We start from the raw sequence: 15,906 nt of genomic DNA, 5'->3' as shown, positions 1-15,906 counted from the left end.
ATACAGGATTTATGCGGTTTTTGCAGCCTGTTTTACAGCAGATTTTACTTTAAATGCGGTAAAAATCTGGCTAGAGACGATGAAGGCTACATTGCAAAAATCCTGTAGAAGAAGCTGAAAAAGCCTTGCACAATCCTTAAAAATAAATGCATCACATACAAATGCATTGAAGCACAGGTTTATGCGAACCCATGAAGAAAAAGGTTTTTAGTTTTTTTACAGTATTGAGCGTGCTGTCATCTCAAGCAGTTCCAGCCACTAACAGCTTAATGTTTGCAGATACTATTAATTCTAGGCAGCAAGCCAACCGAGTGCAATCTGTTCAGGCTGTGAATGATCTTACACGAAGTGATACTACAGGAAAGAATGCCGCAGCATTGCTGAATACATCCAGAGCTGCGATGACTGAACCGTTCCATCACCATAATGAAAGTGCGTTTGGCGTAGAAATACCGGACTTGGGCGCGGGCACCAGTCTGTTAGATCAACAGCAGGAAACCCGGCTGGGAGAAATGGTGTTACGCCAGATTGGTAAGGAAATGCCGTTATACCAGGATCCTTGGACACAAGATGAACTTGGCAAGATTTTTAGCCGGATTTATAGCGCTTCTGCGGCAGACAAAGCCTCTACTATTGCAGCACCTCTTGGACTGGTTATTATTGACGACAATTCCATTAATGCTTTTGCAGTACCGGGTGGGTTATTTGCCATTAATATGGGCTTGGTGTTATCGGTTAAAAATATCGATGAGCTGGCAGGCGTCATGGGGCATGAAGTAGCGCACGTTTCGCAACGCCATTATAGTCGCAGCAAGGAAGCCTTTAAAAATCAGACGCTCATTACCCTAGGTAGCATGCTGGCCAGTATCTTGCTGGCTTCACAGTCATCGGATGCAGCAGGGGCAGTCGCACTGGGGGCACAGGCTGCCATGATTGATCGTCAGCTTTCCTATAGCCGTAATCAGGAGCGTGAAGCAGACCGGATCGGTATGCAGTTGATGTATGCGGCGGGCTATAACCCTGTTGCCATGGCAGACTTTTTTGAAACCATGAACCGTAAAACCGGCACAATCAGCTTTATGCCGGATTTCTGGCTAACCCATCCGTTATCTACCGAGCGTATGAGTGAGGCGCGTCTGCGTGCAGCCCAATATCCAAAACATAAAACCAGTCTAAATTTAACTGATGAAAACAACCTGCATGTCATGCAATATCGCATGGCAGTTTTAAGTGATCAGGTCACTGAAAATCGTCTGGTGATTGCTGCTGAGCGTGACCCAGCGGCTATACCAGCATTGGCGCTGTTTTATGCCCGAGCGGGCAAGTATGAACAGGCGCGTGGATTGGCTAAACAATTTGCACAACAGCAGCCAGAAGCTGTTATCGCTGCCATTACCCAGACTGAAATTGAACTGATGGCCAACCAGCCCCAGCAAGCGCTAGAGATTATACTGCCTCAAAACCGGATCATGCCGGAAAACCGTGCATTGGCCATCTATACCGCTCGGGCTTATAGCGCTCTGGGTAAAGGGCAAGCGGCACTGGAGTTATTGCAGCCATTGGTGAATAAAAATTCGCGTGATTCAGTGGCATGGCAAACCATGGAGGCTGCTGCCAGTCGGTTGCCGGAAAGCCCGCTAAAAACCCTGCAAGTGTTGCGCTTTCGGGCAGAAACCCAATTTTGGCAAGGTGATGTCGATAATGCCATTCGCTCACTGATGCGAGCCAGCAAACTGGCACAAAACAACTACAGCATGCAAGCCAAACTAGAAAATCGGCTAAGCGAAATGCAGGAAGCCCGCAAATTTAGAGGCTAAATCATTTTTAGAGTTGCTATGGAAGTTTTAAAAATTAAACATCAGTTACAGGTTCAGGCTTGGGCAAAAATGCAGTTTCATGCACCTGTTCGGCCAGAAACTCTGGCTTGATATCAACCAGCATCCGGCCATAAGCGCGTAACCACCACACCAGTTGTGCGGTAAATGGCACAGTAGCCGTTACCCGCACCTCACCACTTTCCAGTTTTTCTACAGTCTGGTCTTCACTTAAACGGGATTCAAAAAAGGTTTGTCCGGCTTTAGGATGAAACAGCAATTCAATAAAAATAGGCTCTACACTTTGCTGGTTATACGAGGTAAAGCCCAATGCACCCGCTGCCAGATATTCATCAATATTAAAGTTAACCGGATGCATGGAACGGCTTTCCAGTACCGTGGCATGGCTAAACCGGTGCAGGGCAAACTGGCGTACATCCGGTTTGTCATGTCGCGTGCAGATCAGGTAAATGATCGCGCCACGCTGCACCAGTGCCAGCGGATTTAAGGTATAAACCGTATCTTCACCCTGATGTGCCCGTGCTTTATAGGTAACCCGTAACTGCCGATCCTGCAATAGCGCCTCATAAATACTTTGCTGCGCTCTGGCATCTACTGCCGGAGGAATCAGCGGCTGGGTGGCTGGTACAATCCGCACCCGGTTGATCCATTGGCGTACATTGTTATGTTCAGAGGACAAGCTGCGGCGTGCAAGGTCAAACCAGGGTCGCATTTCATCCAGCAGGCTGGGGGGCAGCAAATGCTTGAGGTGGTCTTCCACCATCATAAATGTCACTGCCTGCGAGCTGTTCATGTGTGGCAAACTTTGAATAGGCGCATCTTCCTGCCAGCGCCAGCCCTGCGGCGTTTCCTTGTTACTTTCAATGGGAAAGCGACTGGCAATCTGGTTCAAATCGCGCTGAATGGTACGGATGCTGATATCAATCCCTTCGCGCTGCAACTGTTCCTGAAGCTGGCGTGTACCAATCCATTTCCCGGTGGGAAGTTTGGATAAAATTTGCCACTGCCGATATAGACTATTAACGGTTTCCTTTTCATTGGAGGCTGTGCCAGCAGTTTTGCCCGCTACAGATTTGGCGGATTTCTTGGCTTCCGGTTTTGCTGTTACTGATTTTGCTGTGGCCGATTGCGTTGTAGCTTGGGCTTTTTTTGGCAGACTCATTCCCCAGTATCTCCATCCTGCATTTTCATTGTTTTAACAACAGTCATTAAATTCATTAAACCATAGCAAAAAATTGCACACTTTATTAGCCAGTCGGATCAAATTATTTTTTGTTTCAACTTCAGGGCTATCCATAAGTCTTTTGAACATATGCTGACATCCGGTTGCCAGTTCTTAGAGCGGGCTTGTTCATTTTTAGTGCAGCTCAAAATCTCCATGTAATTGTTCAGTAAAAGCACTTACAGCAAATTGCTAAATTTGTTGCAAAAAATACGTCCTGTTACACTAAAAACAATTCGCTCTAAATAACGCTAATGACTGTGGTTAAACGCTTTGGGCATGATAGCAGCACAAGGGAATCATGTTTATTTATAAGTTTTAGGCGCTGCATGTTTTTTGTGCAATCCGGTGTGTTTGGTATTTTTCAAATGCTTTCTCACTAACTTGGTATTCGCCTTGCATAACATGATTTACAAGTTTGAGAAGGGCTCGATCATGACTGTAATCTCCCGTGAGATTTCTGAAACATCAATCAATTTGGCTAGTGATACATTATCAAGTGGTGCTTTACCCTACGATATTGCCCAAAGCTTGTTACCGCGTTTCTTTAATGAAATGTCGCTTGATAGCGGTGATATCAGACAAAGCTACCATAACTTTTTTCACTGGCTTAACCAGCAAAGCATTGAGCAACTCAACAAACTCAATGGGCAGGCCACTTCACACTTTTATAAAAAAGGTATTACCTTTACGGTATACAGTGATGCAGACGGTACGGAACGGGTAATTCCATTTGATATTATTCCACGCATTATTGAACAAAAAGAATGGAAAATTCTTGAAGCCGGATGCGACCAGCGTATCCGTGCCCTAAATGCCTTTTTGCATGATGTTTATCATAATCAGGATATTATTCGCGCGGGTATTGTGCCAGCCGAGCAGGTGATTGCCCATGACAGCTTCCAGCCCTGGATGCTCAATGTAGACCTGCCAGGTAAAGTCTATGCCCAGATTAGCGGCATTGACCTGATCCGTCATGGTGATGGCCAGTATTATGTGCTGGAAGATAACCTGCGAACGCCGTCCGGGGTATCCTATATGCTGGAAGGTCGTTCCATTAGCCAGAAATTAATGCCAGAAATCTTTGCCAGTCATAAAATTTCACCGGTTCACGATTATCCTGCTTTACTCAAACAAACCCTGATTGCCAACTCACTGGTTGAAAACCCAACCATTGTGGTGCTTACGCCGGGCCGCTTTAATAGCGCCTATTATGAGCATGCCTTTTTGGCACGTGAAATGGGCGTGCCATTGGTTAATGGCTACGATCTGTTTGTTGAAGGCAATGAAGTTTTCCTGAAATCAATACGCGGCAAGGTACGCGTGGACATGATTTATCGCCGTCTGGATGATCCATTCTTAGACCCATTGGCGTTTAGGCCGGACAGCATGCTGGGTGTATCCGGCCTGATGGCTGCTTACCGCGCTGGAAAAGTGATGATTGCCAATGCTCCGGGTACCGGGGTTGCCGATGATAAGTCCATTTATCCTTATGTGGGCGATATGATTGAATTTTATCTGGGTGAAAAGCCTATCCTGCACAATGTTCCCACATGGCAGTGCCGTAAAAAAGATGACTTAAATTACGTGCTGGCGCATTTATCAGAGCTGGTGGTTAAAGAAGCTCAAGGCTCTGGTGGCTATGGCATGCTGATTGGCCCTAAAGCATCACAGGCTGAACTTGAGGATTTTCGCCGTCGATTAACCGATGACCCTGCGGCCTATATTGCACAACCCACTTTAGCTTTATCCGTATGCCCGACACTGGTGGAAGAAGGCATTGCCCCACGTCATATTGATTTGCGTCCCTTTGTGCTAAGCAGTCCGGGGCAGGTCAAAATTACGTCAGGTGGACTAACCCGTGTTGCATTAACACAAGGCTCCCTGGTTGTTAATTCATCACAGGGTGGCGGTACAAAAGACACATGGATTATTGATCTGGAGGACACCACCTTGCCCGTAATGACTCATGATGCAGCAGGAGGCATTGCATGATTTTACTGTTGTCTACGGCTTCCAACCTGTATTGGCTGGGTCGCTACATGATCCGGATTGATGGACTGTGCCGCTTATTACCATTTACCGATGATCAGGAAGCCTTGCAGTTTTCCCATGCCTTTTCGCTGTCAGCATGGGATGCCAAGACCTTAAATGCCTTGCTACAGGACCCTAATCAGCCTGCATCCATTATTGCGAACCTCAGTGCTGTACGTGAAAACATGCAGTGTGTGCGCGGGGTTATTAGTCAGGAAGTATTTGAGTCACTCAATATTTTGACTAATCCCAAGCAGCAATTTAAAAACAAGGTCTGTGAACTCATTTCCGGTTGCTGCGAAGCTGTGCTGGATGAAGATGAAAACGTGCGCCTGTTCTGGCAACTGGGCCAGTGTATTGAACAGATTGACAATGCCTTGCGGCTTAAGCGCTCTCCCGATATGGCCATTCAGGATTTGCGTACCGTCGTAGAAATGCTATCACCGATTGGCTGGACTGCACTGGAAGCACCATGGGTTGAATTGCAGCAAAACAAAGACATTACTGCGCTCTACAGTTTCTGTGACCAAATGCAGGCACTGTTTGAGGAGGGTCCATGAATCTGGTGATTAATCATCAAACGCACTATAACTATGAAAGTGCAGTCAAAAGAAGTAATCAATATATTCGATTAACACCACAAACCTTTGGACATCAGATTGTACATGCATGGCAGCTGGCTGCACCGGGCATTAAATGTACGCAGCAGGATGGCTTTGGTAATATCTGGACCAGCCTCACTGTGAACCAGCCGCATCAGGAACTACTGATCATGGCGCAGGGCGAGGTTGAAATTAATCCCACTGAAGCGATTGAAGACAACCGTTTATCACCCATGTTTTTTACCCATGCCACCGAAACAACTGCCTGCCATGAACCTTTGCTGGATTTTATAACGCAATATGGCAAAGGAACTGACCGATCAGATTTAATTGATTTATCGGCTGCTATTTTAGAGCGTATGCCTTACACCCCGATGTCAACCAATGTCCTGACTACAGCGGCTGAAGCGTTTGATCTGGGGCAAGGGGTGTGTCAGGATCATACACACGTATTTTTGGCATGTGCGCGCCATCTTAAGCTGCCTGCACGCTATGTGTCTGGTTATTTGCACAGCAGTGACAGCACGCATTTATCAACCCATGCGTGGGCTGAAGTGTATCTCAATGGCAAATGGTACTGTTTTGATACGTCCAACCAACTTTTCTCGCTTGATCATCATGTATATTTAGCCGTAGGCCGTGATTATTTTGATGCTGCACCAGTACGTGGAACACGACAGGGCGGTGGCGAGGAGTCGATGCGAGCACTGGTGCAAGTACTGGCCAGTTAAGGCCTTTTTTAACGAGATGGGTTCAACTGGAAAAGTAGAGAGTAATTTGTTAGTTTACTCCTCAAATTTATACAGGAAGAGTTATGACCTATTGTGTAGCAATGCGACTTGAGGAAGGGCTGGTATTTGTCAGTGATTCACGCACCAATGCCGGAGTAGACCATATTGCAATCTTTCGCAAGCTGCACCGTTTTGGCGTCAGGGGTGAACGGATTATTGTGCTGCAAACTGCCGGGAATCTTGCCACCTCGCAAGCAGTAATTACCCGGTTACAGCATCAGATTCAGTCCAATGCCGAGCGTAATCTGCACAATGTCAGTACTTTGTTTGAAGCCGCTGAAATTGTTGGGGAATGCATGGCGCATGAAATCCAGCATGTCACTGGTCTGGCCCAAAGCAATGAATATGATTTTTCCAGCTCCATTTTAATTGGTGGGCAAATCAAGGGCGAGCCACCCGAGCTTTATAGTATTTATCCGCAAGGCAACTTTATTGCAGCCACGATGGATACCCCATACTTTCAGATTGGTGAAAGCAAATACGGTAAGCCGATTCTGGATCGTGCATTAAATTATCATACGCCACTGGATAAAGCCCTGCGTTGTGCGCTGATTTCATTTGATTCCACCATTCGTTCCAACGTGTCTGTCGGAACGCCGCTGGATTTGATTGTATATCGTGCCAATCAGTTTAATCTGCCGGAAGGCCGCCGTCTGTATGACACTGATCCCTATTTTTCTATGATTCGGCAACAATGGTCAGATGGCTTGCGTAGTACCATGACCAATCTGCCACAGCCACCGGATGATTATTGGCGTTAGTGGTTGAATTAACCGTGCTTAATAAAATAATTTATTAAGCACTTTTATAAAAAGCAAAATTCTTATTTTAAATAATAGAGAAAATTTCATTAAATATGCTGATTAGCTTTTTAGCTTCAAACCAGAAACCTACTTCTACAACTACATAGCCGAATGTGATTAAAGCAATTACACCCATTATAAATGTTAAAGGCGCAGAAGATAAAAGCAACACAACTAAGGCAATGATTAAAAAAGTGAACCATATAAATAAGAAGATAATTATAACCCAATGCATTCTTATGAAATATTAACACTAATCTTTTCACTAGTTTCAGTGATGCTTCCAAAAGCAATCGGCAAAAAAGAGTTTCTGTAATTTATATTTCGCTGAATAGTAAAAGTATAATTTTTATAAGTTAATAAAGAGTAACTATCCGCTGCAATATTGGTTTTAAGAATTTGCATAACTTCATCTGAAGGTTTATCAGAAATTTTTTCACAGGAAAAATAAGGAATAAGCTTCATTCAAAATATTATACGTTTAGGCCTGTTCGTTAAACGACACAGCAACTCATAGCCAATGGTATTATTATGCTGTGCAATCAGGTCCACAGATGGGTTATCGCCCCATAGTGTTACTTCATTACCAATATTAATAGTGCTCGGCAAATCGGTTAAATCCACAGCCAGTAAATCCATACTCACACGACCCAGCAGAGGGGCTTCATGACCATGAATGCTGACATATGCTCCATGGGTTAATGCGCGCGGATAACCATCACCATAACCCATTGCCACAATACCCAAACGAGTAGGACGGGTTGTGGTAAAACGTGAACCATAGCCAATTACCTGGCCAGCCTTCACATGCTGGATCGCAATCAAATTACTTTTAAGATGCATGACTGGGCGCAAATTCAGCTTGGCTGCACTGATATCACTATAGGGCGATGCACCATATAGCATAATGCCAGGACGGACGTAATCAAAGTGCAGTTCGGGCCAGTTAAAAATAGCAGCCGAATTACAGCAAGATGCTTCGATGGATTCCAGTTGCTGTTTTAAATTTAAAAAAGTCTGGATTTGTTGCTGGTTTAAGGGATGATCCGGTACATCGGCATTGGCAAAATGCATGGTTAGGACTAATTCAAAACCTGCTGCACGCAATTGATGTGCCGCTTTTAGCAGCTCATCGGGTTGTAACCCTAAGCGGTTCATCCCACTATTTAGCTTTAGCCATATTTTTAGATTATTTTGCTGATAGATTTGTGGATGCGCGAGTGCCCAGTCCACTTGTTGCTGCTGATGCACCACACATTCAAACTGCTGCTGGCTGGCTTCCAGCCATTCTGCCTCATTAAAAACCCCTTCAATCAGGGTAATAGGCTGTGAACAGCCCAGTTGCCGGATTTGCCGCGCCTCTTCAATGCAGGCTACACCAAAGGCATCAGTATCCTGCAAGGCATTTAAGGCAAATTCAATCCCATGACCATAGGCATCGGCCTTGACCATACAGATAGTTTTACTTTGTGGTGCAAGCTCACGCACACACTTGAGATTATGTTGCAGGGCAGAGGTGCTAAGTTCTACCCTTGGCTGACGTTTTGTTATGGCATTCATTGTAAGATTAGATAAAGAATTATTCGTCATCATCGGCAGAGCGATAATATTCAGGACTTAAATTTTCAAACTTGGTGAACTGGCCTTCAAACGCAAGGCGTACTGTACCAATGGGGCCGTTACGCTGCTTGCCAATAATAATCTCGGCAGTCCCGGCTTCCTTGGATTCCTTGTTATACACTTCGTCCCGATAAATAAACATAATCAGGTCGGCGTCCTGCTCAATCGCACCGGATTCCCGTAGATCAGACATAATTGGGCGTTTGTTTGGACGGTTCTCAAGGCTTCGGTTAAGCTGGGACAGGGCAATAACCGGACAGTTCATTTCCTTGGCCAGTGCCTTTAAGCTGCGCGAAATTTCCGAAATCTCGCCCACACGGTTATCACCCATGCCAGGCACTTTCATTAGCTGCAAATAGTCGACCATGATACAACCCAGCTTGCCACCGTGATTTTTGGCAACCCGGCGCGCCCGCGAGCGTAATTCATTAGGAGGCAAAGCAGAGGAGTCATCAATGTACAAATACTTGCTTTGCAACTGCATGAGCGTACTGGAAAACTTGACCCAGTCGCCTTCTTCCAGTCGTCCTGAGCGTAAACGGCCCTGATGAATACGGCCAAACGATGAAATCAAACGCGTTGCAATCGAATCTGCTGGCATTTCCATAGAAAACACTAAAGCTGGCAAATCGGCATTAAACAGTACACTCTCAACCAGATTCATGGCAAAAGTAGTTTTACCCATACTCGGACGTGCTGCCACAATGATGAGGTCACCGGGTTGCATACCAAAGGTCTTGTTATCCAGCTCAATAAAACCCGTCGACAAGCCAGTAATCGGGCTATCATTTTTTTGTAATTCTTCAACCTTATGCAGTACAGTTTTTAATACACCTACCAAGGGTTGCGGGCCAGTTTCCTTGTTACGATTATTATGCTGCTCGCTAATAGCAAAAATCCGGCTTTCGGTACTGTCCAGAATGTCAGTAACAGATTTGCCCTTGGAGTCATAAGCGGTTTGTAGCAAGTCATTACCCGCTTTGATGAGCTCACGCAGTGCAGACAACTCTTTCACTTTTTCGGCATAGGCAGTCAGGTTATACAAACTGGCCGGGCTTTCTGCCAACAGTTGCATCAGGTAGGCTTCACCACCGCTTTCTTCCAGTTGATGGTTCTTGGATAGCCAGTCATTTACTAAAACGGCATCGTAAGGCATGTTGGTGCCAGCCAGATGGCTAATGGCGCGAAAAATCAGGCGATGGCGCACCGCGTAAAAGTCATTTTCATGCAATAAATCACTAATACTGTCCCAGGATTCGGAGATGGTCATTAGTGCTGCCAGTACCGCTTGCTCCATTGACAGGTTATGCGGCGGGACACGTACTTCACGACCATTGGGAAGCATATGCACAATGTTGCCGTCGCTTGGTTTGTTCGTCGCCGTAGCGTCAAGAGCAGAGGACAAAGTCATAGTGAATATCCCAAATAATTAAACCCAAATCCGTGTGCTTATTAAAGCAAAAATCGGGCAGGTGGTGTGCTGTTTTAAACGGCAGTTGACTGAATATCAGAATGAGATGCTGAAAAATAAAGACATTTTTTTGATATAAAAAAAGCATGCCCGAAAGCATGCTTTTAACTAAATGATTCTATACAGAATTACTTAGCCTACTGATTATTCAGTGACGATTATTCAGAAACAATCGTTACCAGAACTTCAGCAGTAACATCATGGTGCAGTTGTACTGCAACATTGAACTCGCCAGTGTGACGTAGCGCCCCGTTAGGCAGGCGTACTTCAGCGCGGTCAACTTCAATGCCAGAAGCAGTCAGGGCATCAGCAATGTCGCGAGTACCGATAGAACCAAACAGTTTGCCTTCATCACCAGCTTTAGCAGTGATAACAACATTTACTTCGTTCAGTTTGTCAGCACGGCTTTGTGCAGAAGACAATACTTCAGCTTCCTGCTTTTCCAGCTCAGCACGACGCGCTTCAAAAGCAGCCGTGTTGGCTTCGGTAGCAGAAACTGCTTTACCTTGAGGGATCAGGAAGTTACGACCGTAACCTGCTTTAACAGATACTTTGTCGCCCAGCTTACCCAGGTTTTTAATGCGTTGTAACAGAATAACGTCCACAGATCACCTCACTTATGATTGTCAGTGTAAGGGATCAAGGCCAGATAGCGAGCCTGCTTGATTGCAAGCGCCAGCTGACGTTGATAACGAGCCTTAGTACCGGTGATACGGCTAGGAACAATCTTGCCGTTTTCAGTAACGTACTGTTTTAAGGTATCGATGTCTTTGTAGTCGATATATGCAACGTTCTCAGCGGTGAAGCGGCAGAACTTGCGACGACGATAGAAACGTGCCATGTGGGTTCTCCTTATGCTTCAGCAGCTTGGTTTTGATCTTGGTCGTTAGACTGACCATCATCATTACGTTGAGCCTTACGGGCGCGTTTTTCTTCAGCGCTCTTGGCCAGCAATGATTCTTCAGTAATTGCCTTTTCACGACGGATGATCAGGTTACGGATGATCGCATCGTTATAACGGAACAATTCTTCAAGCTCATCCAGAGTCTGCTGACCACATTCAACGTTCATCAGAATGTAGTGCGCTTTATGGATTTTGTTGATTGGGTAAGCCAGTTGACGGCGGCCCCAGTCTTCAAGACGGTGAATCTGACCGCCAGCTTCTTTAATTTGAGTGAGATAGCGTTCAACCATCCCAACAACCTGGTCGCTCTGGTCTGGATGAACCAACAGCACGATTTCGTAATGACGCATATTAAGCTCCTTACGGTTTAGACAGCCACTGATTCCAACATCAATGGCAAGGAGTAACACGAAAAAATTATTTTCGCGTGCTATAAAGCAGTGCGTTATTGTATAGAAAACCTAAAAATATACAAGGAAATAATTAGATTATTCCCTGAGTAAAAACACCACGTAGCCTTTAAAGTACGGGTTTTTTTCAATTATGCGATCTGTAACCCACTGACCATGCTGAACCAGCCCGATTTTAAAGGGAATATTCAGGCGAGCCAGCGCAGGCAAATACGCGCGGTAATTATCAATGGTATGTGTACCCTGATAAGTTTGAATCACTACTTCATTGAGTACCTTGCCAAGCTTCAATAGGGTATCAGGGCTGGCATTACTCCAGTCCAGTAAACCGGTGGCACTGAGCTGGTATTGGCTAGGAAGCTGCTGTCGAATGCTTTGCAGAAATTCAGCATATTGTTCTAGTTGGCCAGTTGCTGAATCAAAATCTATTTGTAAGCCGGTTACCTGATTACCGTAGCGTTGCCAGCTATCAAGCCGCCGGATTATGGCCTGTATGAGTGCTGGTGACCATTGCAGTGTCGTGGTACGGTAAACAAGCCATACCTGTACTGGTGCCAAACGGGTTAAGCGCATCCCTTGCGGGCTAAACACAATACGCTGCTGGCCGCGCGAAAACCCTACTTCTCCTTGTAAAATATAGAACTCTTGGGCATACGATAGATAAGGCGCTGGATTAACCCGGCCCCATACCCAAAAGCGCTGATAGTCTGCTGCATTTACAGTCTGGTTAGAATCAGGTAGTGGGTGGCAGGCACTAAGTAGAAAACCTGCCAACCCTAGCGTTAATACCAAACACACGTTTTTAAAAAAATGTAGCATGCTTACCAGAAATACTTTTGCGACTTGGCCCACTCACTGGCAGGATAATCTCGTCTTAGCTGATTGAACCAGTTTTTACGGGTGGTTTTGTCAACTTCCTCGCCGCCACAATCGTTATCGCCAGCGGGTGCGTAGCAATTCACCGCACGATAAAGCGCATAGGCTTTTAAGTCATCATTGGTGCTGGTTGCGATAATTTTTTTGTACACATCTCCACGTGAAAACGCAGGACCATTAAATGGCAGCGCTTCTGCGCCCAAAATCCTGTTCCAGTGCTGTTTATTCTTAGGGTCAACATAGCTATATTCCAGAGGATAACCTAACCCTTCAAAATGACTGAGCCGGAAAAATTCACCCATGCATATTAAGCTTTTTTCATCATCCGGCCGGGTGGCCAGTATTTTGGCAATTGTAGTTAGTGAAGGACAGGTTAACTGGTTATTGATTTTGTTGCCCTGCCACATAAACACACTAAATTGTGGTTGTTCTTTTAAAGCCTCCTTAGTGCTTTCCGAGGCTTTATATTGAGCTGCATCAGCAGGCAAATATTTTAAAGTATCTACAAATTGCTGGTATTGCTGATACTTCAAGTTCTTAAAAAGCAATACAAAACGTGCGAACTGTTTTTCCTGTGCCGTAGTGGTGGTTGAGTTAATAATAGAATCCAGCAAATTGGCATTGGCCGCTCGCTTGATAACAATAGCACGTATGGCTGGATCCCGAATTAAACTGTCTGCTGTGAAAATAGCAGCAAAGTCCTGGCTGCGTTGCATATTTAAATCCAGTACCAGTTCAACCATCTGGCGTTGATAGGGAGCCTTGGCAGAGTTAAGTAGTACCGTCCATAGTGTATGAGCCTCATCATAACGACCAATTTGCTCAAAAATACGTCCCTTTAAAATAAACTGGCTAAGCTGTAGGTAACTCAAGCGCTCTGGCGGATTGCCTTTGGGTAAATATTCTAATGCCTGTTGTGGTTTGTTTTGCACAAATACCAGATGAGCCGCCTGTAAATAACGATACAGTTCCGGCTGGGTCTTAAAGTAATCCTGTTGTGCCTGAAGCTCGCGCCAACTAAGCGGTTTGTATTTGTCTGAGTTGTCTTCACGCATGTACATTAAATCATAAGTAGTTAAAAAGAACGGATCCTTAAAGTTGGCTGGATTAAACAGGTGATTTTCAAAAATACGCTGGTGGATTTCTTCAGGAACATACAGCATTTCCAGGTTAAATTGCGAGCTTTGAGGATGATCAAATTGCCATGAAAACTCGTCAATTAACTGACGCTGCTGGCCACCCAGCCAGTATAGTCTGCGTAATAAGCCCCGTGCCGAAGCGCTATACTGACCTTTAGGATAACTTTTAAAATACTGGGCAATTGCATCAAAGGCTTTGGTCAGCGCTGATTTATCGATCTTGGCAGAGGAGACTGAACCATATTCATCTAGCCCGGTATTGTAAGCGTCTTCTACAGCAGTCCGGGTTTGCATGTAAGTAGCTGTTTCTGCAATCCACGGTGTAGCAACGGTCGTAAGCGCGCCATAAATCTTTTGTGCTGGCTGATGATCCCCATTATAAAAGGCAATAGTGCCATTAATATAAGAAACATACTGACGCACCAGCGCATTCCATTCTGGCTGTACCTTAGTAAAGGTTAGCGCCTTGTCGCACTGGGGATTGATTGCCTGTCGCTGTTTAATTAAAAACTGTTTTTCAGCAGGTTTTAAAGCGGGGTCACGATTGACCTGATGAATAAAGCTATGCTGGCCTGTATCCTTGCTTTGGCAGCGCTCTTCATTCACTTTGATCCAGCTTGAATCATAGGGCTCGGGTTTTAAAGGCTTTTGGCGTTGGGAGGGGACAGCATTACTAATTGCTTCTTTGAGTTCATTAAGAGCAAATGGCACAGGGCCATATTCTTCTGTCCAGCTAGGTAAAGACTGAGGTGTTCTGATTTTTGCCAGTTGCATATCTGCCAGCAGCAAACGCATATTGGTTTCACTGTCATTAGCCGGACTAAATATAGGTAAATTGCTACAACTATCGTAAACCTTCATTTGTGCAGACCAGCTTAGTAAGCAGTAATTATCAGAGCTAGCATAGGTTTTGGTTAACCCCAATATGCCTAGACCCAGCATCAATACAGTGTGACAGCAGAAACGATAAAAAATAGATAGCGTCATTGGTAATCTCTTGTTGTTTTAAAATGGTCTTAAAAGCGAATAGTGAAATTAACGATTTATGGGATGAAGCAGATTATATAATCGCTAAAGATGTGAGGGTTAAACGAATAAAAATAAATTCAGCAATAAACCACAGGCAAATTTTTCACAGTCCGCTGAGGATAAAAGACTACAGAGTACACATAAAAAAGGCTAATGCAAAATAACAAAAGCAACAATGGCTGTTTTAAGTTGATTCTAATTTTTGGCTTAGGTTTTTTTACCTAAGCATAGGCACTATTGCTTTAATAAAAATAGTTGATATAGAGAAATTTTTGCTAGCCAGGCTAAAGGGTAACCATAAAACCGTAACTGGGCTGTGGCTCATAATCAACAGAAATCAGCACACTAAAAACAGTAATCAGGATAACTGAAAATAAAAAGAAACGACGAGCCCAAACACGGTCATCAATGGCTTTAAAACCACTTACAGCCAGATATAACCAATAACCACACAAGCCAGCAAATACCACCAGATAAATCAAGCCCACATAATGAAACACGTAGAGAAGGCTGCCTGTTAATGTAAACAATAAGACATAAACGGCTGATTGCAGCTTGGTAATATAAATGCCTTTTTTGGCGGGTAATACCGGGATACGGGCAGATATATAATCATTTAAGCGAAAGATTGCGATACCAAAAGAATGTGGCATTTGCCAGATACAAAATAGAATAAACAGAATAAGTGCACCAGCATCAAACTGGTTGGCAACTGCACAATAACCAATAACTGGAGGACAGGCACCTGAAAGGCTACCGACCAGTGTCTGATGAATGGAATGGCGCTTTAGATAAAGGCTATATAGAACAACGTAGACAAAAAAACCAAAGGCAGCAAATGCAACTGCCAGTAAGTTAGTAAAGAAATAAAGCAGAGCAAACCCGAAAATTCCCAGTACTGCGGCATAAATAAATGCCGCAGTATTTGAAACCGACTTTTTTACAAGTGCACGGTTTCGGGTTCGCTCCATTTTGACGTCAATATCCTGATCAATGATATTGTTTACTACACAACCAGAAGCAACAACGAGTGAGGTTCCAAGCAAAGTAACCAGTAGAAGCCATAAATCGATGTTGCCTTGGGAGGCTAGAAAAAAGCCCCCCATGACCGAAATGAAATTACCAAAAATAATTCCAGGCTTGGTTAAGTAAATAAACTTCTTAATCATT

15 protein-coding genes are annotated in these 15,906 nt (G+C 44.6%); 5 read left to right on the top strand and 10 right to left on the bottom strand.

From position 1 onward, the window contains the following. The first annotated feature begins 401 nt into the window (after window positions 1-401). Window positions 402-1,817: a M48 family metalloprotease gene (locus tag E2B99_RS00790; protein WP_166738951.1), complete on the top strand. Its 1,416-nt coding sequence runs from the start codon at window positions 402-404 to the stop codon at window positions 1,815-1,817. 34 nt (window positions 1,818-1,851) lie between these two features. Here E2B99_RS00790 and E2B99_RS00785 read toward each other — a convergent pair whose 3' ends face one another. Next, window positions 1,852-2,997: a helix-turn-helix transcriptional regulator gene (locus tag E2B99_RS00785; protein WP_134243106.1), complete on the bottom strand. Its 1,146-nt coding sequence runs from the start codon at window positions 2,995-2,997 to the stop codon at window positions 1,852-1,854. 465 nt (window positions 2,998-3,462) lie between these two features. On the opposite strand from E2B99_RS00785, the gene E2B99_RS00780 reads away from it, so the two are divergent. The 4 genes from E2B99_RS00780 (at window position 3,463) to E2B99_RS00765 (ending at window position 7,245) form a co-directional block, all read left to right on the top strand. After that, entirely contained in the window at window positions 3,463-5,052 is a 1,590-nt protein-coding gene (locus E2B99_RS00780; RefSeq protein ID WP_134243133.1) for a circularly permuted type 2 ATP-grasp protein, read from the top strand. Continuing rightward, window positions 5,049-5,651 carry an alpha-E domain-containing protein gene (locus E2B99_RS00775; protein ID WP_026470718.1) on the top strand — a complete coding sequence of 201 codons (603 nt, stop codon included), beginning with the start codon at window positions 5,049-5,051 and terminating at the stop codon, window positions 5,649-5,651. Before E2B99_RS00780 ends, E2B99_RS00775 begins: the two co-directional genes overlap by 4 nt. Next, window positions 5,648-6,424 carry a transglutaminase family protein gene (locus E2B99_RS00770; RefSeq protein WP_134243105.1) on the top strand — a complete coding sequence of 259 codons (777 nt, stop codon included), beginning with the start codon at window positions 5,648-5,650 and terminating at the stop codon, window positions 6,422-6,424. Before E2B99_RS00775 ends, E2B99_RS00770 begins: the two co-directional genes overlap by 4 nt. 83 nt (window positions 6,425-6,507) lie before the next feature. After that, complete coding sequence (locus E2B99_RS00765; RefSeq protein ID WP_134243104.1) at window positions 6,508-7,245, top strand: proteasome-type protease; 738 nt, start codon at window positions 6,508-6,510, stop codon at window positions 7,243-7,245. Between the two features lie 279 nt (window positions 7,246-7,524). Here E2B99_RS00765 and E2B99_RS00760 read toward each other — a convergent pair whose 3' ends face one another. The 9 genes from E2B99_RS00760 to cyoE all read right to left on the bottom strand — a co-directional run bounded on the left by E2B99_RS00760 (window position 7,525) and on the right by cyoE (window position 15,905). Next, window positions 7,525-7,752, bottom strand: coding sequence for a hypothetical protein (locus tag E2B99_RS00760; RefSeq protein WP_134243103.1), 228 nt, complete (start codon window positions 7,750-7,752; stop codon window positions 7,525-7,527). Further along, window positions 7,753-8,847, bottom strand: a complete 1,095-nt coding sequence (gene alr / locus E2B99_RS00755; RefSeq protein ID WP_134243102.1) for an alanine racemase — start codon at window positions 8,845-8,847, stop codon at window positions 7,753-7,755. It lies immediately after the preceding gene. A gap of 19 nt (window positions 8,848-8,866) precedes the next feature. Beyond that, the gene (gene dnaB / locus E2B99_RS00750; RefSeq protein ID WP_134243101.1) at window positions 8,867-10,318 is read right to left on the bottom strand and encodes a replicative DNA helicase; all 1,452 of its coding nucleotides are present in this window, start codon (window positions 10,316-10,318) and stop codon (window positions 8,867-8,869) included. Window positions 10,319-10,536: 218 nt separating this feature from the next. Beyond that, the gene (gene rplI, locus E2B99_RS00745) at window positions 10,537-10,983 is read right to left on the bottom strand and encodes a 50S ribosomal protein L9 (RefSeq protein ID WP_026470712.1); all 447 of its coding nucleotides are present in this window, start codon (window positions 10,981-10,983) and stop codon (window positions 10,537-10,539) included. Between the two features lie 8 nt (window positions 10,984-10,991). Then, window positions 10,992-11,219 (bottom strand): 30S ribosomal protein S18, encoded by a 228-nt coding sequence (gene rpsR, locus E2B99_RS00740; protein WP_026470711.1) that lies wholly within the window; start codon window positions 11,217-11,219, stop codon window positions 10,992-10,994. A gap of 11 nt (window positions 11,220-11,230) precedes the next feature. After that, window positions 11,231-11,632 (bottom strand): 30S ribosomal protein S6, encoded by a 402-nt coding sequence (rpsF, locus tag E2B99_RS00735; RefSeq protein ID WP_026470710.1) that lies wholly within the window; start codon window positions 11,630-11,632, stop codon window positions 11,231-11,233. A 138-nt stretch (window positions 11,633-11,770) separates the two neighbouring features. After that, a complete protein-coding gene (locus E2B99_RS00730) occupies window positions 11,771-12,511 on the bottom strand; it encodes a DUF3142 domain-containing protein (protein ID WP_134243100.1) in 741 nt (246 codons plus the stop codon). Between the two features lie 2 nt (window positions 12,512-12,513). Next, window positions 12,514-14,694 (bottom strand): hypothetical protein, encoded by a 2,181-nt coding sequence (locus tag E2B99_RS00725; RefSeq protein ID WP_134243099.1) that lies wholly within the window; start codon window positions 14,692-14,694, stop codon window positions 12,514-12,516. Window positions 14,695-15,020: 326 nt separating this feature from the next. Then, window positions 15,021-15,905 (bottom strand): heme o synthase, encoded by an 885-nt coding sequence (cyoE, locus tag E2B99_RS00720; protein WP_134243098.1) that lies wholly within the window; start codon window positions 15,903-15,905, stop codon window positions 15,021-15,023. Window position 15,906 lies beyond the last annotated feature (1 nt).

Source organism: Alkanindiges illinoisensis (assembly GCF_004377485.1).
Classification (GTDB): Bacteria; Pseudomonadota; Gammaproteobacteria; order Pseudomonadales; family Moraxellaceae; genus Alkanindiges; species Alkanindiges illinoisensis_A.
Note: the sequence above shows the minus strand (reverse complement) of the source record. Positions and strands in the feature narration are given on the sequence as shown.

Bases quoted from the DNA above. Each gene is read 5' to 3' on its own strand.
- E2B99_RS00790 (WP_166738951.1), top strand. From the start codon at position 402: ATGACTGAACCGTTCCATCACCATAATGAAAGTGCGTTTGGCGTAGAA.
- E2B99_RS00785 (WP_134243106.1), bottom strand. From the start codon at position 2,997: ATGAGTCTGCCAAAAAAAGCCCAAGCTACAACGCAATCGGCCACAGCA.
- E2B99_RS00780 (WP_134243133.1), top strand. From the start codon at position 3,463: ATGATTTACAAGTTTGAGAAGGGCTCGATCATGACTGTAATCTCCCGT.
- E2B99_RS00775 (WP_026470718.1), top strand. From the start codon at position 5,049: ATGATTTTACTGTTGTCTACGGCTTCCAACCTGTATTGGCTGGGTCGC.
- E2B99_RS00770 (WP_134243105.1), top strand. From the start codon at position 5,648: ATGAATCTGGTGATTAATCATCAAACGCACTATAACTATGAAAGTGCA.
- E2B99_RS00765 (WP_134243104.1), top strand. From the start codon at position 6,508: ATGACCTATTGTGTAGCAATGCGACTTGAGGAAGGGCTGGTATTTGTC.
- E2B99_RS00760 (WP_134243103.1), bottom strand. From the start codon at position 7,752: ATGAAGCTTATTCCTTATTTTTCCTGTGAAAAAATTTCTGATAAACCT.
- alr (WP_134243102.1), bottom strand. From the start codon at position 8,847: ATGAATGCCATAACAAAACGTCAGCCAAGGGTAGAACTTAGCACCTCT.
- dnaB (WP_134243101.1), bottom strand. From the start codon at position 10,318: ATGACTTTGTCCTCTGCTCTTGACGCTACGGCGACGAACAAACCAAGC.
- rpsR (WP_026470711.1), bottom strand. From the start codon at position 11,219: ATGGCACGTTTCTATCGTCGTCGCAAGTTCTGCCGCTTCACCGCTGAG.
- rpsF (WP_026470710.1), bottom strand. From the start codon at position 11,632: ATGCGTCATTACGAAATCGTGCTGTTGGTTCATCCAGACCAGAGCGAC.
- E2B99_RS00730 (WP_134243100.1), bottom strand. From the start codon at position 12,511: ATGCTACATTTTTTTAAAAACGTGTGTTTGGTATTAACGCTAGGGTTG.
- E2B99_RS00725 (WP_134243099.1), bottom strand. From the start codon at position 14,694: ATGACGCTATCTATTTTTTATCGTTTCTGCTGTCACACTGTATTGATG.
- cyoE (WP_134243098.1), bottom strand. From the start codon at position 15,905: ATGATTAAGAAGTTTATTTACTTAACCAAGCCTGGAATTATTTTTGGT.